At 66.8% G+C, this 19,249-nt stretch carries 17 protein-coding genes; 5 read left to right on the top strand and 12 right to left on the bottom strand.

Annotated elements, in window-relative coordinates:
* Positions 1–9: 9 nt before the first annotated feature.
* The 3 genes from DNA98_RS09570 to aspS form a co-directional block, all read right to left on the bottom strand.
* Entirely contained in the window at positions 10–849 is an 840-nt protein-coding gene (locus tag DNA98_RS09570) for an HAD family hydrolase (protein ID WP_110529660.1), read from the bottom strand.
* A gap of 40 nt (positions 850–889) precedes the next feature.
* Entirely contained in the window at positions 890–1,795 is a 906-nt protein-coding gene (locus tag DNA98_RS09565) for a PhzF family phenazine biosynthesis protein (protein WP_110529657.1), read from the bottom strand.
* A gap of 106 nt (positions 1,796–1,901) precedes the next feature.
* Positions 1,902–3,644, bottom strand: coding sequence for an aspartate--tRNA ligase (gene aspS, locus DNA98_RS09560; RefSeq protein ID WP_110529654.1), 1,743 nt, complete (start codon positions 3,642–3,644; stop codon positions 1,902–1,904).
* A 147-nt stretch (positions 3,645–3,791) separates the two neighbouring features.
* Here aspS and smpB point away from each other — a divergent pair, with 147 nt between their 5' ends.
* From smpB to DNA98_RS09540, 4 genes are read left to right on the top strand one after another with little or no spacing between them, the layout of a single operon-like run.
* Positions 3,792–4,223, top strand: coding sequence for an SsrA-binding protein SmpB (gene smpB, locus DNA98_RS09555; protein ID WP_110530647.1), 432 nt, complete (start codon positions 3,792–3,794; stop codon positions 4,221–4,223).
* Positions 4,224–4,268: 45 nt separating this feature from the next.
* The gene (locus DNA98_RS09550) at positions 4,269–5,582 is read left to right on the top strand and encodes an N-acetylmuramoyl-L-alanine amidase (protein WP_110529651.1); all 1,314 of its coding nucleotides are present in this window, start codon (positions 4,269–4,271) and stop codon (positions 5,580–5,582) included.
* Positions 5,579–6,115: a GerMN domain-containing protein gene (locus DNA98_RS09545; protein ID WP_110529648.1), complete on the top strand. Its 537-nt coding sequence runs from the start codon at positions 5,579–5,581 to the stop codon at positions 6,113–6,115. The genes DNA98_RS09550 and DNA98_RS09545 overlap by 4 nt, the downstream gene beginning before the upstream one ends.
* Before the next feature lie 31 nt (positions 6,116–6,146).
* Complete coding sequence (locus tag DNA98_RS09540; protein ID WP_110529645.1) at positions 6,147–9,362, top strand: chromosome segregation SMC family protein; 3,216 nt, start codon at positions 6,147–6,149, stop codon at positions 9,360–9,362.
* Here the strand turns inward: DNA98_RS09540 and DNA98_RS09535 are convergent.
* From DNA98_RS09535 to DNA98_RS09495, 9 genes are all read right to left on the bottom strand, one after another.
* Positions 9,354–10,058 (bottom strand): hypothetical protein, encoded by a 705-nt coding sequence (locus DNA98_RS09535; RefSeq protein ID WP_110529642.1) that lies wholly within the window; start codon positions 10,056–10,058, stop codon positions 9,354–9,356. The genes DNA98_RS09540 and DNA98_RS09535 overlap by 9 nt on opposite strands.
* Positions 10,059–10,077: 19 nt before the next feature.
* Positions 10,078–10,944, bottom strand: a complete 867-nt coding sequence (locus tag DNA98_RS09530) for an NADH-quinone oxidoreductase subunit B (RefSeq protein ID WP_110529639.1) — start codon at positions 10,942–10,944, stop codon at positions 10,078–10,080.
* On the bottom strand, positions 10,941–12,356 hold the full coding sequence (locus DNA98_RS09525) for a nickel-dependent hydrogenase large subunit (protein WP_370444445.1): 1,416 nt from the start codon (positions 12,354–12,356) through the stop codon (positions 10,941–10,943). Before DNA98_RS09525 ends, DNA98_RS09530 begins: the two co-directional genes overlap by 4 nt.
* A 104-nt stretch (positions 12,357–12,460) precedes the next feature.
* The gene (locus DNA98_RS09520) at positions 12,461–13,882 is read right to left on the bottom strand and encodes a proton-conducting transporter membrane subunit (protein WP_110529637.1); all 1,422 of its coding nucleotides are present in this window, start codon (positions 13,880–13,882) and stop codon (positions 12,461–12,463) included.
* Between the two features lie 2 nt (positions 13,883–13,884).
* Positions 13,885–14,466 (bottom strand): hypothetical protein, encoded by a 582-nt coding sequence (locus DNA98_RS09515; protein WP_110529634.1) that lies wholly within the window; start codon positions 14,464–14,466, stop codon positions 13,885–13,887.
* A gap of 41 nt (positions 14,467–14,507) precedes the next feature.
* Positions 14,508–15,479, bottom strand: coding sequence for a respiratory chain complex I subunit 1 family protein (locus tag DNA98_RS09510; RefSeq protein WP_233493168.1), 972 nt, complete (start codon positions 15,477–15,479; stop codon positions 14,508–14,510).
* Entirely contained in the window at positions 15,476–17,263 is a 1,788-nt protein-coding gene (locus DNA98_RS09505; RefSeq protein WP_110529631.1) for a proton-conducting transporter membrane subunit, read from the bottom strand. Before DNA98_RS09505 ends, DNA98_RS09510 begins: the two co-directional genes overlap by 4 nt.
* The gene (locus DNA98_RS09500; RefSeq protein ID WP_110529628.1) at positions 17,260–17,598 is read right to left on the bottom strand and encodes a helix-turn-helix transcriptional regulator; all 339 of its coding nucleotides are present in this window, start codon (positions 17,596–17,598) and stop codon (positions 17,260–17,262) included. The genes DNA98_RS09505 and DNA98_RS09500 overlap by 4 nt, the downstream gene beginning before the upstream one ends.
* A 127-nt stretch (positions 17,599–17,725) precedes the next feature.
* On the bottom strand, positions 17,726–18,754 hold the full coding sequence (locus DNA98_RS09495; RefSeq protein ID WP_110529624.1) for a tyrosine-type recombinase/integrase: 1,029 nt from the start codon (positions 18,752–18,754) through the stop codon (positions 17,726–17,728).
* 98 nt (positions 18,755–18,852) lie between these two features.
* Between DNA98_RS09495 and DNA98_RS09490 the strand changes: the two genes are divergently transcribed.
* A complete protein-coding gene (locus DNA98_RS09490) occupies positions 18,853–19,197 on the top strand; it encodes a hypothetical protein (protein WP_110529621.1) in 345 nt (114 codons plus the stop codon).
* The last annotated feature ends 52 nt before the right edge of the window (positions 19,198–19,249 follow it).

Here is a 19,249-nt window from a genome sequence, read left to right as displayed (position 1 = left end):
GATCCTCCTTTAATCCCTTCCCCGCCGCAACGAGGAGGCCCCCGCGCGGTTCTCGCTCATCACCCGCTGCAAGGCTTCGGCCAGGCCGCATTCCTCGACCCGGGGCACCACGTAGCGCGCCACCGCCTTGACCGAAGCCGGGGCGTTGCCCATGGCGATGCCCAACCCCGCCGAGCGGATCAGCTCGAGGTCGTTCTCGCCGTCCCCGATCATGGCAGCGTGCTCCAGGGTGAGCCCGTACCGCTCGGCCACCCAGCGCGCCGCCGAGACCTTAGAGACCCCCTGCGCCGTCACCGAGGCGAAGCCCACCCCGGGCATCCCCGGGCTGGTGGCTTCGTGCAGCTCTACCCCGGCGACTTCTTGTACCCTAGGGCGCAGGGCCTCCCAACCCCCATCCAACTTCACCACGTACTGCACGCGGACGATGGGGCCAGGCACCCCCTCCAGATCTCGCACCTCGGCAGGGAAACCCAGCATCTGCTCGTGGGCCAGCAGGTCGGGATGCGCGCTCTCGCGGTAGAAACCCCCTTCGGCGGTGTAGACCTCGAAGGGAAGGCCGTGGCGGCGGGAGAGCTCGAGCAGGTGTTGATACGCCCCCTGAGGTAGGGCGCAGACCCGCTCCGGGCCGCTGCTCCCCATCACCACCGCCCCCGATTCGAAGATATGCCAACCCCGGGGTTCTAGCCGCCGGGCGTACTCGAGGGCGAACCCTCGCCCCGGTCGCCCGGTGCAGACCGCCAGGCGAATCCCTGCCGCCCGGGCCAGCTCGGCGGCGCTCCAGGCGCAGTCGGGGACTCCGTCTGCCCCGTACAGGGTTCCGTCCACGTCGATCAGTACCAATCCCGTCACCCTGCTATTGTATGCCCTGCTCGTCAGCCGAGGGCCGGCCTCACAGCTCGAGCCGTCCACTTTCGACCTGGACGGCCTTCCCCCCGATGAACACCCGGTAGGGTTCCCCCCCGGGGCTGAACTCCACCCGCACCTCCACCGTCCCCGGCATTCCCAGGCGATGCCCCTGGAGCACCGTCAGGTCCACCGCCTCCTCTCGCCGGGGAACCACCCCGGCCCGGGCCAGCAGCGCTCCCAACGCGGCGTTGGCTGATCCGGTCACGGGGTCCTCGGGGATGCCCAACAGGGGGGCGAAATCGCGGGCGTAAAAGGTGCGCGGCCCCAAGGGGGCATAGGCGTGGAGGGTGGCGACCTCGAGCCGGGCGCAGAGCTCTCCCAGCCGCTCCATCTCCGGTTCTACCTCGTCCACCAACCCCGGGGCCACAAAGGGTAAAAAAAGCGACCACAGCCCGGTAAAGGCCACCCCGTAGGGCAACCCCCGGTGCAGGTAACGGTCGCCCACCCCCAGCACCTCCATCACCTCCCGGATGTCTTTCCACTGCGGCGGGTCACGAAAGCGCGGCGAAGGTCCGCGCAGGACGGCCTTGATCGGGGTCCCAGCCTCGTACTCGAGCTCTACGGGTAGGGTCTCCATAGGGGTGCGCAGAAAGAGCCGGGTTTCCCCCTGCGCGAGCATTCCCTGGCGCGCCAGGGTCAGGGCCAGGGCGATCGCGGCGTGTCCGGCGAACTCCACCTCCCCGCTGGGGGTGAAGAACCGCACCGAGTAGCTCCCGCCCAACCAGTCGGTGACGAAGGCCGCCTGCGGGTAAGCCAAGCGCTGGGCGATCCGGTGCATCTCGCCCGAGGACATCCCCCGGGCGTCCAGTACCAGGGCCACCCGGTTACCCCCGCCGGGGGTATCGGTGAAGGCGTCCACCAGTAGGTAGGGGAGCTGGCTATTGGCCATGGCCGACCTGCCGGGTACGGGAGGCAAGACGCCCGATGCCGAACGCTTTAGCGGCCAAATGCCCGCCGCTGTGCAACTCAAGGCGAAGTGAGAACATAGCTTAAGCCTACTCCGTGTGTCCGAGCGCGATGCCCAACTCGGTGAGCTGTGCCGCACTGACCCGGCTGGGAGCTCCGGTGAGGGTTTCGCGGCCTTCCTTGTTTTTAGGGAAGGCGATCACTTCGCGGATGGATTCCTCCCCCGCCAGGGTAGCGATGAAACGGTCCAGCCCCCAGGCGATCCCGCCGTGCGGCGGGGCTCCGTAGGAAAGGGCCTCGAGCAAAAACCCGAACTTCTCCTGGGCTTCCGCCGGGCTGATGCCCAAAAGCGCAAACATCCGTTCCTGCAGATCGCGGCGGTGGATGCGGATCGAGCCACCCCCGACCTCGAGGCCGTTGAACACCAGGTCGTAGGCATAGGCCCGCACCTTACCGGGGTCGCTTTCCAATAACGGCAGATCGTCCAGATTAGGGCTGGTGAAGGGGTGGTGCATATAGGTCCAGCGCCCCCCCTCTTCGTCCCATTCCAACAGGGGAAAGTCCACCACCCACAAAAAGCGGTACCCCGGCCTGATCAGGCCTAGCCTCCGGCCCAACTCCAGCCGCACGGCCCCCAGGCCCTCCACCGCCTTGCGCCAGGGGCCGGCCACGAAGAGCAGGGTCTGGCCCTCTGCCACCCGGACCTGCTCGAGCAGGGCGGCGGGGATGAATTTGGCGATACCCCCGCTGAGTCCACCCCCCTCGAACCTGGCCCAGGCCAGCCCGGCGGCCCCCTTGGACTTGGCGACCGCTTCCAGCGCTTCGATCTCCCGGCGGGAAAGCAGGGTTGGGGCCACCAGGCACTTCACCGTCTCGACCCCGGCGAAAGCGCGGAACTCGCCCCCTGCAAACAGCCCAGTCACCTCCTGGAGCTCGAGGCCGAAGCGCACCTCGGGCTTGTCCGAGCCGTAGGTATCCATCGCCTGCCGGTAGGTGAGGCGGGGGAAGGGGAGGGGGAGTTCGACCCCCAGCGCTTCCTTCACCACGTAAGCGGCGAGCTGTTCGTTGAGCGTGAGGATGTCTTCCTGCTCCACAAAGGACATCTCCATATCCAGCTGGGTGAAGTCCGGTTGGCGGTCGGCGCGCAAATCTTCGTCGCGGAAGCAACGGGCGATCTGGAAGTACCGGTCGTACCCCGCCACCATCAGCATCTGCTTGAAAAGCTGGGGAGATTGCGGCAAGGCGTAGAAGTGGCCGGGGGCCAGCCGCGAAGGCACCAAAAAGTCGCGGGCTCCTTCGGGCGTGCTGCGGGTCAGGTAAGGGGTCTCCACGTTGGTGAAGCCGGCCTGGTCGAGAAAGCGGTAGATGGCCGTGATCACCCGGTGGCGCAGCCGTAGATTCTGGTGCAGGCGCTTGCGCCGCAGATCTACCACCCGGTTCCTAAGCCGCACCTCCTCGTTTACGTATTGTTCTTCTTCCCCGCGCCAGCCGGCGTCCACCTGGAAGGGGAGGGTGCGGGCCTCGGAGAGCACCTCCAGGGATGTGGCTACTACCTCCACCTTGCCGGAGTGGAGCTTGGGATTGATCTGTTCTACGGGCCGCTCTCGCACTGCCCCCTGTACACGCACCACCCACTCGTTTCGCACCCGGTCGGCCTCGGCGAAGGCTGGGCTATCCGGGCTCACCACCACCTGAACCAGGCCCTCGCGGTCGCGCAGGTCGATGAAGATCAGCCCTCCCAGATCGCGTCGCCGATTCACCCAGCCCTCCAGGGTTACGTTTTGTCCTACCAGCTGTTCGTCGACTTGGCCACAGTAGTGCGTACGGCGCATGAGGCTTAGTCTAAGCCTCGCCGGCCAAAGCTCAAGAAGGTGGATATATTTGTCACGAGCTATTTGTATCGTGAAATAAATCACTTATCCGCGTACGCTTGCCTTACAATGGGCGACGCCGGACCGAAACCGGGTTCGGACGCTGCTATGGCTTTCATGGAAAACCGCCGCGCGCGGCATGATTACGAAATCCTCGAGACCTACGAGGCTGGCCTGTCCCTGCAGGGGACCGAGGTCAAATCGTTGCGGGCCGGGCAGGTAGACTTCACCGGCAGCTTTGCCCGGTTCGTGGGGGGGGAACTCTTCTTGGAGAACCTCTACATCGCCCCTTACGAAAAGGGCTCTTACACCAACCACGACCCGCGGCGGCTGCGCAAGCTGCTCCTGCACCGCCACGAACTCGATAAGCTGCGCTCGAGGGTGGAGCAAAAAGGGCTCACCCTGGTCCCCCTCAAAATCTACTTCAACGACCGAGGCTACGCTAAGCTCTTGCTGGGCCTAGCTCGGGGTAAGCGGGCGTACCAGAAAAAAGCCGAGGACAAAAAGCAAGCCGTACGGCGGGCTCTAGAAGATGGGTAAGGCGGTTTGACAGCCTCACCCAAACCTGCCGTAGGATACCAAACGATGCGAATGCGTATTCCCAGATGGGGGCTGATGGGGGCGTTGGTGGGTCTGGCCGTTGGGCTGGCGCAGACCCCGGTGCCGCTGCAAACGCGCCCGCTAATGCTGGGCAGCCTCCAAAGTTACGTGGCTTACCCCGCGGACGCGGGTGTGCCTTACGCCTCCGCTCCCCAGCTCGCCAAGGCCCTAGGGCTGGGCTACCTGGAAGAGGGGGGGCGCCTCAGCTTGAGCGTCGGCAGTCGGGTGGCGAGTTTTACCGTCTACCCCAGCGGAGCCCAGGCCGTTGCGGGCGAAGGGGCCTGGCAGCGCTCGGGGGGGATCTGGGTGCCGCTACCCCGATTGGCCCGCCTCCTTGACCTATCCTATGAAGTTCGAGACGACGGAGTGGCGGTAGGGCTCAAACCGGCCCGCCTCCTCGGCGCTGTAGTGACCCAGTCCGAAGGGGTGGAGCGAATCACCTTGCAGCTCGACCGCGACGTACCGGCGCGGCTCTTAGGCGATGACCGGGTAGGGCTGGTAGGGGTGACAGGGGGGGGAGCCGAAGGGGTGACGACTGCCCCAGCGGTCTACGGCCTCGAGGTCGGGCTTCCCGGCAGCGGACCTGCGCGGCTTTACTTCCTGCCCCGCCAGGTGGTGGTGGAGCGGGGCAACCCCAAGAGCTCGAGGGTTCCCCTGGTGGTCATCGACCCCGGCCACGGCGGGACGGACTCAGGCTTTATCCAGTCGGGGATTCGCGAGAAAGACCTGACCCTCAACCTAGCCCAGACCCTGCGTGCCCTGCTGACCTCCAGCGGCCTTCGGGTGAGCCTGACCCGGGAGGGGGACCAGACGCTCTCGCTGCAAAACCGGGCCAACGCCGGGGCTTTTGCCCAGGTGCTGCTGAGCTTGCACGTGGCCCCGGGTGACCGGGTGAACCTCTATACCAACCCCAATCAGGGGAAGCTGCTCTTCCTCAGCAAAGGCCGCCAGCTCCTCCCCAGTACCCCCGAGCCGCGCAAGGGGTTGCTCCTTGGCTACGTCTCCCCGGAGGGCTCGAGCGCGGATCTGCTCAGGCGGCTGAGCGAAGAGATCTCCGCCGTGGGAGTGGTGAGCGCCCAAGGGGAAGGGGACTACCTGGTGCTCTCGCAAAGCGGCGGGGCTGCGGTGTTGGCCGAGTTTGGTTTCGACAACGTTTCCACCCCCCAGGGTCGGCAGCAACTAGCCCAAGCGATGGCGAACGCGACCCTCAAATACCTAGGCCGCCTCCAGCCGACCAATAGCGCTCCCGGGAGCAACCCCCCGCCTAGCTCCCAACCCAAACCGGGAGGCAATCCGTGATCCGCCGCGCGCTAAGCCTGTGGAACCTGTTGGGGGTCCTGGCCTTGGCGGTGGGGTTATGGGCTTTCTGGGCCAGCAGCAATACCGTCGTCAACAATGCGGTCAACCTTCCCTCGGAGGCGCAAAAGGCCAAGCCCGGCCCCAAGGCCCTACACCTGTACTTCGCCGACCCCCGCGGAGAAAAATTCCTCGTCGAGACCCGCATGGTGGAGATGGAAACCGACGAAGAAGCGCACAACCGGGCCCTGGCGGAGCTGCTCAAGGGGCCGCAGGTCCAAGGAGCGAACCCAGTGGTACCCCCGGGATTACCGGTTCCCACCGTCTTTCTGCGGGACAATCTGGCCTACGTGGACCTCCCAGCGGCCTATGGCCGATTGGGGTTGGGTACCACCGGTGAGGTGATGCTGGTATACGGCATCGCCTACACCCTGCTCGACTTCCCCGACGTGCAGGGGGTGCGCTTCCTGCTCGCGGGCAAGGAGATAGACTCCCTCGGACATCTGTCGCTTCTCGAGCCCATCCGTAGGCCATAGCGCGGCCGACATACCGACCGGTGTTGCTTCAATGAAGATTGACCGCCTTATCCTGCAAGGATTCAAATCCTTTGGCGAACGCACGGTGCTCGAGTTCGGCCCCGGGGTAACCGGAATCGTCGGCCCCAACGGGTCGGGCAAGAGCAATATCCTGGAGGGTTTACGCTGGGTGGTGGGGGCTCGAGCCCGTGAGCTGCGAAGCGAAGAGCCCCAAGCGCTTTTGTTTCACGGCTCGGAGGCCCGAGCCCCCATGCCCTTTGCCGAAGTAGTCCTCGAGCTTTCCCGCGGCTCCGAGCGGCTTAGCGTAAGCCGCCGTTTGGATCGCGATGGAGAGGCCGAGGTACGGCTGGGAAACAAACCTTCCACCTTACGGGCGGTGGAGCGGGCCTTGGCGGGAGCCGGGCTGGGGCGGGGCGGCTACGCGGTGATCGGGCAGGGCGAGGTTGGGGCCATCCTCCAGTCCGGCCCGGAGGTGCTCCTGGGTTACCTCGAGGAGGCCGCCGGCCTCAAGGCGGTGACCCTGGCTGCCAAGGCCGCACATGAGCGGCTCGAGTTGGCGGTGCAGGAGATGCAGACCCTGCGAGCCGAGCATGCCCGTTTGCAGGGCGCGCTGTCGGAAAAAGCCACCCAAGCCGAGGCCGCCCGTCAAGCCCGGGCCCTGAGCGCGCAGATCCTCCTGTTGCGCCACGCCCTGCTCGAGGCCAAGGCCGAGGAAGCCCGCATGGAAGCCCACCAGGCCGAGGAGCGTATCGCCCGGCTCGAGGCCGAACGGCGCACCCTTACGGAGCATCTGGCGCAGTTGCAGGCGCGGAAAACCCAGCTTCAAGCCCTTCTCGAGACCCTCCAGGCGGACCACGCCCGCGCCGTGCGCCAGGCCGAGAGCCTAAACGGAGAGCGGAAGCTGTTGCGCCAAGAGCGCAACCACCAGGCCGACCTCTTGGCTCGGCTCGAGCGGGAGAAAAGCCGGCTCGAGGCCGAGCTGGCCCGGCTCGAGGCCTTGCCGCTGCCTGCCTCGCCCCCGATTCCCGAGGAGAGCCTTCAGGAGCGCCTGGCCGGGGCCGAGCGGTTGCGGGCCGTCGAGGTTGAGTGGCAAGAGGCCGAAGCTGCCCTGCGCTTGGCCCAAACCCGCTACGAGGCTTACCTGAAGGCCCAAGCTACCTATGACGCCCAGCGACAGGCTTTCCTCCAGGCCCAGGCCGAGCGGCTTCGGCTCGAGGCCACCGTCCAGCAGCTTTCCCAAGACCTGGCCCAAGCGACCCAGCAACGCCAGCAGGCCGAAGCGCGGGAGAAAGCCCTGCGCGCCGAGCTGGACCGGCTGGTGGGCCAGGAGGGAAGGTTGACCGCCGAGGCCCGGGCCCTCAGGGCCGAGGTGGAGCGGCTCGAGGCCCTGCTGCGCTCCGGCGCCGACCTCGGTGAGGGTCCGCGGCGGGTCAAAGAAGCCCGGCTCCAGGGCATCCTGGGGGTAGTGGCGGACCTCCTCGAGGTCCCCCCGGGGCTGGAGGGTGCGGCCGAGGTGGCGCTGGGGGCCAGGCTACAGTGGGTGCTTACGGCGGACGATCACGCCGCCCAAGAGGCCATCGAGATGCTCAAGCAGAAGGGGGGGCGGGCCACCTTTTTGCCCCTGACCCTGCTCCCGCCTGCCCCGAAGCCCCGCCGCGGCTGGGACCAAGAGCCGGGAGTGCTCGGCCTGGCGCGCGAGCTGGTGGGAGTGCGCGGCTACCCCCAGGTCGGTCCCGCCCTGTTCGGCGAGACGCTGATCCTGAGCTCGCTCGAGGCCGCCCTTTCCCTCGCCAAACGCCACCCCGACGCGCCGCGCATGGTCACCCTGGAGGGCGAACTCCTCGAGCCCAGCGGGGCCCTCACCGGCGGGAAGCTGCAAAAAGGCGGGCAGATGCTGGCCCTGCGGCGCCGGGTGCGCGAGGGAGGGGCGGAGGCCGAGCGGCTCGAGGCCGAGCTGGCCCAGCTGGCCCGGCAAACCCGGCGCCTCCGCGAGGACTTGAAACGGCTCGACCTCCCCATGCTCCGGCAACGGGAACAGACCCTTCAGGCCGAGCTGCGCTCGCTCGGCGCCAACCTCGAACGGCTGCCCAAGGTCGCGGCCCCCGAAGCCCCCGAGCCGGTAGAACCGCCCAACCGCGACCGGCTGGAGGCCCTCCTCCGCGAGCGCGAGGCGCTGCGCCAGGGGTTGCAGGAGGCCCGCGAAGTCCAGATGGCCTGGCGGCACTACCGCGAGGAGCTGGCCCGCTACCAGGAAGCGCAATCCCGAATCCGCGAAGCCGCGCAACGGATAGCCTCCTTGGACCTCGAGCGTGAGCAGATCGAAGCCCGGATGGCTCAACTCGCCCTTCAGGAAGCCGAACTGGCCGCAAAAGAAGGGGAACTGGGACTCGCCGCGCTGGAGGCCCGCCTGCGCGAGGCCCGCCAGACCACCCGCAGCTTGGCCGATGAGGAGTCCCGGCTGCTCGCCCGCACCAACGCGCTCTTGGCCGAGCTCGAGCAATCCCGTATCACCCAAGCCCGCCGCGAGGCCGCCCTGGAAGCCCTCCAGGCCGAGCGGTCCGAGCTTCCTCCGGTAGGGGGAGAGCTGCCCAAAGGTAGCCCCCGCACCTTGGCCCGCCAGCTCTCCGAGGCCGAGGCCGCCCTTGCGGCGCTGGGGGCGGTCAACCACCTGGCCGAGGCCGAGCAGCGGGACCTCGCGGATCGCGCCGAGGCCTTGCAGACCGCTTTGCGTGAGGCCGAGGAGGTAGCGGGCAGGCTCGAGGCCGAGCTCAAAGCGGTCGAGCGGGAGTACCAGGGAAGGCTCGAGGCGGCTTACGGGCGTTTCCGGAACAAGTTTGCCGAGTACGCCGAAGCTTTGCTGGGAGCAGAAGCTCGGCTGGAGCTACTTCCTTACCGCGGACTGCGCCTGGTGCTGCGGCCTGCAGGAAAGCGCACGGTGGACCTAAACCTGCTCTCTATGGGCGAGCGCACCATGGGGGCTTTGGCCTTTCTTTTCGCCCTATCGGAAGCCTCTGAAGAGGGGAGGGGATTGCCGGTGGCGGTGTTGGATGAGGTAGATGCCCCCCTCGACGAGGCCAATATCCTGCGCTTCACCGAGTTCCTGCAGCGCTTCAAGGGGGAGACCCAATTCGTCCTCGTCACCCACCAAAAGCGCACCATGGAGGCCTGTGACGCACTCTACGGGGTGACCAGCGAACGAGGGATGAGCCGAATCTACAGCATCCGCCGCGAGGCCGCTCTAAGCTAGCCAACCCTCTCCCTCCAGGGCCGCCAGGGCTGCCAGGGCCGCCTGCGGATCCTCCTTGGGACTCGCAGACATGTCCCCGGCGGCATGCTCACCTGCGTAAGTACCGTGGTGGCGAGCATAGCGCTGCTGAAAGCGAGGTAGGTCGAGTGTGAGGGTGTGTACGCGCTCGAGCAGCCAACCCTTGAGGGGGCCTGTGGGTAGCGCCGCGAGATGCCTGAGACAGACGAAGCCCTCGCCCTGTCGCAAGGCCAGCTCGAGTGTTTCGGTGGGTAGCCGGCTTAGCATCCCCAGGTAGTGCCTGGCAGCGGCCTGCTGCACCTCACACGCCGGGCAGGGCCGCGGGGCGTCGGCGCCCTCCAGAAGTTCGCCCAGCAGCGCCTCACTCAGCCGCACTCTGGCCCCGCGCCGAACCTCGAGCATAACCAGCTTGCGCCAATGCCGGCTACACAGCACCCCGGTGGCCAACTCTGTTGGGATCGGGAAAGCCTGCCGAGGACGATCCCCTTGGGGACGGGCAACAGCCCGTACACCGGGCAGACGATCCCCTTGGGGACTGGGCAGGCCCGATACACCGGAGCGCACCAGTTGCTCGTCAAGGTAGCTCAGCACGGCCTGGCGGGATAGGGTGCAGATGGGGCAGCAGGGCTCGAGCAGCAGCTCCAGTAGTCGTTCGGCGTCGGTGGGTGCCGCTGTCATGGTTTTTGCTGACCACCGTTCAGCCATCTTCCCTCACCCCCGCTTCACCGGGTGCTGTCCTCCCGGTGTACGGAGCGTGCTCCGGGTCGTCCTCCTGCGCCACGCGCCCCCCAACCAGCACCTGCCGGGCCCGGCCGCTAAGCAGCAAGAGGCCATGCAGGATGGAGGCTGGCCGGGCCGGGCTACCCGGCACATAGACGTCCACCAGCAACACCTTGTCCACTCCTCCTACCACCTCCGGGCTCTCCGCGAAGACCTCGCCGCCGATGGCCTCGTTGCCCACCGCCACCACCCCCTTGGGCTCCGGGGTGGCCTCATAGGTGCGCAGGAGGGCCTCCCGCATGTTCTGGCTCACCGGTCCGGTCACCAAGAGGGCGTCGGCGTGACGGGGCGAGGCCACCACGCTGAAGCCGAAGCGGCTCATGTCGTGGAAGGGGTTGCCGGCCAGAGCTACCTCAGTATCGTCCAAGCCGGTGCTGCCCGCGGAGACCTCGCGGAAGGCCAGGGTAGGCAGGTGGAGTTCGGCGCGGGTGGGGGGTGGGGGGCCTGGGTCCACGAAGCTCGCTGTAGCCAGGTCTACCCGCTGCACGAGGTCCTCCCGCCGGGTCACCGCCACCTCCAGGGTGCGCAACTCCCCCATCGCCTGCGGATAGGCCCGGAAACAGCGCCCGCAGAGGACGCACTTCGCCAGATCCAGCCGAAACTCATCTCCTTCCTCGGCGAAGGCGCCGCTGGGGCAAAGCCCCAGGAGTTCCTGCCTCACCGCCCGGGAAAGCCCCCCAGGCCGCAGCACAGGCCAGCCGGGGGCCCAGGCGGGCAGGCGGAAGATCTTCTCCAAGCTTCGGGTCAGGAGGCCGGTACGCAAGGTCTGCCAGAAGGGGTTCATAGGTCGCACCCCGCGTAGGAGAGGTCGAAGGACTTGTTGATGAGGGGAAAGTCGGGCAAGCCCATCCCCCGCACCGCGAGCTCGAGGGCCCGCCAGTTCTTGAAGCTGGGATCGACGATCTTGACCTGTTCTACCCGATTCCCCCGTAGCCGCACCCAGTAGAAGAGTTCCCCCCGCCCAGCCTCCACCCGGCTATAGGCCTCGCGGAGTTCTCCCTCTTGAGGACGATCCCCTACCCCGCCTACTGGCGGCGAAGGAAGCGTCTCGGGACGGAGCAAGCTCCGTACACCGGGGAGCCGGCCCCCATCCGCCCTTACTGCCCCTGCGGGCAGCTCGGCGAGAACGCGATCCAGATAGGCAAAGCCCTGCCGGATCTCCTCGGCATAGACCTGGGCCCGAGCCAGCACGTCACCCCCAGTACGCGTCACCGAGGTGAACAACTGGTACAGCGCGTCGTCCTGGCGCAGGTCGCGCCCCAGCCCCGAGGCCCGGGCTGCCGGACCCACCAGGCCCAGGAGCTGGGCCTGGGCTTGGGTCACCAGGCCTACGTAACGAAAGCGGTCCAGGACCATGGGGTGCCTTAGAGCTGCGGTGAGGTGGGTTTCGGCCTCGGCGGCCAGCTCGGCGAGCGCCCCCCGCACCTCGGCCTGAGTTTCCGGGTCTATATCGAAGCCCACGCCCCCTACCGTGAGGGCGTTGCGGCCATAGCGATGCCCGGTCAGGCGCTCGAGTTGACCCTGGAGTAGGGCCCGCACCTTGCCCACCTGGGTGGCGGCGTAGGCGTAACCGATATCGGTGAAAAGCCCCGCGAGGTGGCCCAGGTGACCGAAGAGGCGCTCGAGCTCAAGCAGCACCCGCCGGAGCCAGCGGGCCCTTTGGGGCACCTCCACCCCCAAAGCGGCCTCCACCGCCTGGCAGAAGGCCAGAGCGTGGGCCACCGGCTCCCCGCCCACCCGCTCGGCCAGCAAGAGGGCCTGCTCGAGGCGTTTCCCCTGGAATAGCCGCTCCAGGCCCCGGTGCTGGTAGCCCAGGCGGAGCTCGAGGTGGAGAATCCTTTCTCCCAGCACGCTGAAGCGAAAGTGGCCGGGCTCGATGATGCCCGCGTGCACCGGGCCTACGGGCACCTCGTGCAGCCCTTCCACCCGCTCGAAGGGATAAGGGAGGCGGTGGTTGCGGAGGGGCTTGGGGGCCGGAGGACGATCCCCTTTGGGACCGGGCAGGCCCGGTACACCGGGTGGACGATCCCCTACCCCGCCTACCGGCGGCGAAAGAAGCGTCTCGGGACGGAGCAAGCTCCGTACACCGGGGTGACCCTCGGGGACGAGGCCATGCTCTTCCCACAGCTCCCGTTCGAACCAGTCCAGCGCCGGGAACTCCCCTGCCAGGCTGGGAAAGCTCCCCTGGGCTTCCACCCGGAACTCCCGTGGGGGGCCCCCAGCGAACCCTTCGACCAGATAACGCAGGTAGGGCGCATCGTACCAAAGCGCTACCAGCCGACCCGACCCCAGCGCCTGCTTCAGAGCTTCCACGCGAGCACCTCCCCGCCTATCGGCGGCGAAAGAAGCGTCTCCGCCAGCCGCTCCACCACCCCTACCGGGGGAAAGAGGCCCAGGACCAGGGCCAGCGCCACCAGCACGGCGGGCACCACCACCAACGTCCGGGCGCGTGGCAGCATGCTTTTCCGCGTATCGAGGCTCGCCCCCGCAGGCTCCTCCCCGAAGGCCATGCGGGAGAGGGGCCACAGCAGCCCAGCGAAAGCCCCCAGCAGTCCCAGCAGGTAGAGCCCCATCGAGAGGGGGCTCGAGCGCAAGAGGGCCTGAAACTCGGTGTAGAAGAGCCCGAAGGGGGGAAGGCCTGCTAAGGCAAGCAAGGAGAGAACCAAAAGCCCAGCGGTGGCGGGCCAGGCCCGGCACGCCGCCCCCACCCGGGCGATGAGTTTGCTCTGGTAGGCCAAGAGCAGGTTGCCCGCCGAGAGGAAGGCGGCGGTCTTGCTCAGGGAATGGAACAGGGTGTGCAGCATGGCCAGCCAGGGAACCCCCAGGCCCAGGCCGTAGACCGCCAACCCCATGTGCTCCATGCTGGAGTAAGCCAGTAGCCGCTTGTAATCCCGCTGGGCAAAGAGGAAAAGGGCCGCGGCCAGCAGCGAGAGCAGCCCGAAGCCCTGCAACAGCCCCGCGGCAAAGTCGAATAACCCTGCGCTGCCCAGCAGGGCGACGTAGCGCAAGAGGGCGTAGAAGGCCACGTTGAGCAGCGTTCCCGAGAGCAGGGCCGAGGCCGGGCTGGGGGCTTCGGAGTGGGCGTCGGGCAGCCAGGGGTGCATGGGGAACAGGCCCACCTTGGTGCCAAAGCCCACCAGCAAAAAGGCAAAGGCCAGCTTGAGCTGGGCTGGGTCGGCTCCCCGGACCAGCGCCCGGGCTTCCTGCCAGTCCAGCGTGGCCCCACCCAAAAGGGCGTAGACCAGAATCACCCCGATGAGTCCCAGGGCGATGCCCACGCTACCGAGCATCAGGTACTTCCAGGTGGCCTCGAGGGCCCTTGCCCCTCCTTTGTGGTAGACCAGCAAGGCCGAGGCCAGGGTGCTGCCCTCCACGAAGATCCACAGCAGGCCCAGGTTGTGCGCCAGGTAGGCTCCGTGCATCGCGAAGAGAAACAGGTTTCCAGTAGCGTAGAAGCGCCAGGCTTCCCCGTCCTGCGCCGCCTGGAAGTAAGCCCGGGCGTACAGGGCCACCAGCGCAAAGAGACAGTCGGTCAGCAGCAGGTAAAAAAGTCCCACCCCGTCGAGCCGTAGGGGTCCTATAGATTGGTTTTGGGCCAGGAGCGCTAGCCCCAACGACAGCGCGGCACTGGCGGCGGTGCTACCCGCGAGCCGCTCGATCTCCCGCTCGCGCAGGGCATAGAGGGCGGGCAGGAGAGGAAGAAAAAGCAGCAAGTAGAGCATGGTTACCCCTTTAGGTCGCGCATCCGCGCGGTATCGATGTGGCCGAAGGCGGCCCGGATGCGAAAGATCAGCACCCCCGCGAGCACCACGGCGGCAAAAGCGTCGAGGGCCACCCCCAGCTCGATGAACAGCGGCAGGCCACGACTCTCGGCTAAAGCCAGCAGGAAGACCCCGTTCTCCAGGGCCAGAAATCCCAGCACCTGGGTGACCGCCTTTTTGCGGCTAGCCATGGAGAGCATCCCCAGCAGGATCAGGCCCAGGGCCACCGGTACGGCCTCCGGCAGCCGGGCCCCCTCCAGGACGAAGCTGCTCCCCACGCGGAAGCCCACCGCCACCAAGACTCCACCCAGGAGCAGCGATAGGGGAATGGAGAGGTAGGACTCCACCTCGTGGCTGATCCCCAGGCGCTCCAGCAGCCAGAAGAGGTAGCGGGGGATGAGCACCCCCTTGATGAAGAGCAGGGCCAATCCGGCTGCCACCAAGTGCCGCTCCCCATCGGACAGCACGAAGGCCAAAAGCGCCAGGAGCACGTTCTGCAGGGCGTAGAGCCGGATCCATGCGTCCAGGCTCTTGCGGCCCACCATCAAGAACCCCGCAGCCAGTATGGCCAGCGTCAGGTTAGGGGCTAGATCCGAAAGCGTAACACCACCCCCAGTACGGCCAGGATGCCCGTGAGCGTGCTGTAGCTCATCAGGTCGGGGAGCCTCAAGTAGCGCAGCTTGACCCCGTAGGTCTCCAGGTAGCCCAGCGCCAGCCAGGCCAGCAGGAGCGCCGCAGGGAAGGATAACCCCCCAAAGGGCAGGAGCAGGGCGATGAGGCCGATGTACACCAAGAGCTTCATCCCCGCCGAGAGTTCGTAGAGAGCCAAAAGGGGGCCGGAGTGATCGAGCAACTGGGCCTCGTGGATCATGGTGAGCTCGAGGTGGGTGGTGGGGTCGTCCACCGGCATACGGGCTCCTTCGGCCAGCAGGGCCAACGATAAGGCCACCAGGGCCAGGGTGTAGACCAGGGCGTTCTGCGGTGAAAGGGGAGCGAAGGCGGCCAGCGAGAAGCCCCCCGAAGCCAGCCCGGCGGCCCCCAGGGCCAGCACGGTGCCGGGCTCGGCCAGCACCGCCACCAGGTTCTCCCGATAACTGCCCTGGCCCCCGAAGGCACTGCCGGTATCCAGCGCGGCCAGGACCTGGAAGAAGCGGCCCAGGTTCAGGAGGTAGACCAGCACCAGGAAGTCCCCGGCGAAGGAAATCCCCGGCAGCACCGGCAGGAGGGCTGCGGCGAGCCCCACGCCGAGCAGGCTCACCACAGGCGCGAGCAGGAAGAGGGGGCTGGCTCCTCCCGGTGTACGGAGCTTGCTCCGTCCCGAGACGCTTCTTTCGCCGCCGGTAGGCGGGGTAGGGGATCGTCCACCCGGTGTACCGGGCCTGCCCGGTCCCAAAGGGGATCGTCCTCGGGGCCTGATCCAGGTCTTGCGCCAGAGCTTGAAGAGGTTCTTGTAGTCGTAGAAGGGGTCCGGACCCAGCCGGTTTTGCAGCCTGGCCTTGAGCCACTTGAGGCTGCCGGTGAAGAGCGGGGCCAGCAGGAGGAGCACCAGGGCGCTCATCGCCAGACCACCCCCAAAACGAAGAGCAGGGCCAGGAATTGCAGCAGCAAGTAGAGGTGCAGGCTGCCCGACTGCAGGCGCTGCACCCCGCGGGCGAGGGTGGCGTAGCCCTGGGCCAGGCGGGCCAGGGGGGCCTGGAACCAGTCCCTGACCTCGAGGCGCACCCTAGGGGGGCTCAGCATTCCCTCCCGAGACAGGTGGGTTTTGAGCTCGACAAAGGGGAAGAGCCGCAGGAGCTGCTCGCTATAGCCCAGGGCGTGGGGCTGCATCTCGGGGGTGAGGGGGTGGAAGCCGCAGTCCCAGGTATCGTAGGCCCGCCAGGGCTTTCGGACCAGCAGGTAGGTCAGCCCGCCCCCCAAACCCACGAGCGCCAGAAACAGGGGCAGCACCGGGTACAGGGGGGGCTCGAGCGGCTTCAGAAGTGCTGCGGGAAAGAGGGAGAGGCCTATGAGCAACCCGCCAAGGATTCCCATGCCGAACTGCCCGAAGCAGCCCATCTCGTGGGCCTCCTCGGCCTGAGCACTCCGCGGCTGGCCTAGAAAGACCAAGCCGAAGAGGCGTACGTAAGACACTGTCGCGAGCGCTCCCACCAGGGCCACCGCCCCGACCCCCAGCACCAATAGGGAGTGCGCCCCAGTACCCCTGGGGGCCGAGAGGAAGCCCTGGTAGAGGTACCACTCGAAGAGAAAGCCTGCCAAGGGGGGCAGGCCGGCCGCAGCCAGCGCAGCCAGGAAGCTCCAGACTGCGGTGCGCGGCAGCAGCCGGTGCAGGCCGCCCAGGCGGGAGATCTCGCGCACGGGAAGCGCCCCCGAACCCAGGAACAAGAGCCCCTTGAAGAGGGCGTGGGCGACCTGGTGGAAGAAGAAGGCCAGCAGGAAGAAGGGGCTTTTCAGCAGGAAGTACGCCCCCAAAGCTGCCAGGAGCAGGTTGAGGTTCTCCACGCTGGAATAGGCCAGCACCCCCTTGTAATCCTCCTCAGCCAGGCCGCGGACCAGGGCGTAGACAGCTCCTACCAGTCCCAGCCCCACCAGGAGCCAGCCTACCCACTCTGGAGGCGGGCCTGCCCAATCCCGGGCACGGTAAAGGCCATAGAGCCCCAGCTTGACCATCCCCCCCGAGAGCAGGGCCGAGAGCGGGCTCATAGCTACCGGATGGGCCTTGGGCAGCCAGGTGGAAAGGGGGAAGAGAGCTGCCTTGGTGCCAAAACCCAGTACGAGCCCGGCCCAGACCAAGTTTTCCAGCCCCCCTGAGAGCGGCTCTTTCCGGGTCAGCAGGATCAGGGCCAAAAACAGCCCGGCCCCCGAGAGGCGGCTGGCCAGGAAGAAGGCCCGGCTGCCCGCCAGGGCCACCGGGCCTTCCAGGGCGATGAGGAGGTAGCCCAAAAGGGCCATGCCCTCCCAGAGAAAGAGAAAGGTGTAGCCCGGTGGGGAGAGAAGGACCCCAAGCATGGCCAGGGAGAAGAGGGGGAGAAGGAAGGCCACAAGCCTAGCCCTGACGGGCTGACCGAGGTGGGCACGGCGGGGCTCGTGGTGGGCCAGGTACTCTCGGAGATAGGGCCCCACCCCTAGGTGCAAAGCCCCTAGCAGGGCCACGTAGAAGCCCGCGGTAGCGTCTAGAGGGGTGCCCTGGGCGCCGGTAAGCCAGGCCCCAAGGCCCACCACCAGAAGCAGCAGCCCGCTGCCCCCCAGGCTCAGCGGCAAGAATCCAATTGCCGGTGGACGCAGCAGGGCCAGGAGGCTTTGCAGCCCCAGGAGGATCAAGGTGATGTCGGTTAAGGGATTCATGGTTGGGCTGAGGTCTCCTGAAGCTCGGACAGGAGGTCACTTTGGGTTTTTAGGTGGCGCTCGAAGATGGTGCGACCTAAGTCGAGGAAGGCGTACACATCGGGGTCGGCAGTGCGGTAGTAGACGCTGGTGCCCTCCTTGCGGGCCTCTACGAAGCCGCGCTGACGCAGAACACCAAGCTGCTGCGAGACGCTAGGCTGCTCGAGGCCCAGCTCCTCGGCCAGCCTTCCCACGCTCTTCTCCCCCTCCCGCAGCGCGTCGAGGATGGCTAGGCGCACAGGATGGCCCAGGGCTTTGAAGAACTCGGCCTTGAAGCGGTGCAAGGCGGATTCCATGCACCTCAATTATATGCATCAAGCAATATATTGCAATATGTGAATGTTTTGGAGTAGCCCAGGGCAGCAAGGCCTTCAGGCAGCGCACCCAGATAGGGAGGGCGGGCCGACAAGATGAACGTGTCCTTCAATCCCCCTCGTCGATGCGATCGACGACCTCAAAGAGGCCCTCCAGGTCCATCTTGGCGTAGATGGCGCTGGTGTTGACGTTGGTGTGGCCTAGGAGCCGGGCGGTGGCGTGAAGGTCGCGCGAGGCTTGATAAAACCTCGTCCCCGCGGTATGGCGCAGCAGGTGAGCGCCTGAGTAGCGAGGTGGGAAGCCCAGGGCGCGGTAGTGCCCGTTCAGGATCTCCCGTAGCCCTCGGGCGGTCATGCCTCGTCCGTTGGCTTTGCGCCCGCCCAGGTTGATCAGAACCCGCCCTTCGCCAGCGGCGGCGTAGGCCAGGCGGAGCTTGAGCCAGTCCTCGAGCTCCGCCGCCAGGGATTTGCTTATGGGTACGCTGCGGGATTTGCTGCCCTTGCCGCGCTTGACCTCGAGCAGCCGCTCCTCGAGGTGAACGTCGGCGGTCTGTAAGTGAATCACTTCACTTATGCGCAACCCGGCCTCGGCCATGAGGCGGACAGCGATGCGATCGCGGCGGTGGTGGGGCTCGCCGGTTTCGAGGTGGGTGAGGAGCCTCCTATAGAGCGTACCCGGCAACGCGGGTCGGCGCTCGTAAGCGGGGGTGGGATCCCGGGGGGCAGTGACCCCGGTCGGAGGGGTGGCGGCGCCTGCCCACTCGAGCGCCTTGTACAGCGCCCGCACCCCGGCCAGGTAGGTGGCGATGCTGCTGGGCTTGAGGGTGTGGCCGACCAGATGGCTGCCCCCGGTCTGAAGGTCGGCGATGTAGCGGTCTAGGTCGTCTGCGGTAGCCTTTAGGATCTGCACCTGGGGCGCGGGTGCATCCGGCGGCCAGGCCCAGGCTAAAAAATCGCGCACCCCCAGCCGGTAGATCTCGAGGGTTTTGGGCGAGAGCTTGGCCCGTTTGCGCCCCTTGAGGATTAGGTAGGCCTCGAGCAGCTCCAGCAAGGCGGCTTCGTCGCGCTCTTGGGCGGCTCGAATGGCCTCTAGGCGACGCTTGCCGGGATTGTGCCAGTTGGCGAGCGGGACGAGCATGGGGTAAGTATAGCAAATTTCCGCTAATTGTCCTTAGGGGAAATTTTCTGGTGAAATTGCCGGTTGAATATGTAAACGGGGCGTTTATACTTTGACCTATGGTCACCTATGTCGTGCTGATGGGGCTGCTAGCAGGGCTTCTGGGGTTGGTGCTGTACGCCCCCAAGGTAGGCGAGCATCGGCGGGATGCAAAGGTGCGAGCCCTGGCCAAGATGTCGCGCCACGCCCGCCGTCATAACACGGTGGTGCGGTACCACAACGGGATTCCTTTTGTCATCACCCACCAGCGCCGGGGGCTGGTCTATATGCTGGAGGGCCGCAACGTGAGTCGGGAGCGCCTGGTGCGGGCTTTGGGACAAGGCGGCGAGGCCGCGGTGAGCAAGGTCGAGCAGGAAGAGGCCATGACCGCCCCCAACCCAACCCGCCTGACCATGCTGGGCTGAGCGGAGTTTTCGCCCATTCCCCCGCCAGCCGACCGGCGGGGTCTTTTAGTAA

Origin of the sequence: Meiothermus sp. Pnk-1, from assembly GCF_003226535.1 — a bacterium.
Classification (GTDB): domain Bacteria; phylum Deinococcota; class Deinococci; order Deinococcales; family Thermaceae; genus Allomeiothermus.
The sequence above is the reverse complement of the archived record's forward strand: the minus strand, read 5'-3'. Positions and strand labels throughout refer to the sequence as shown.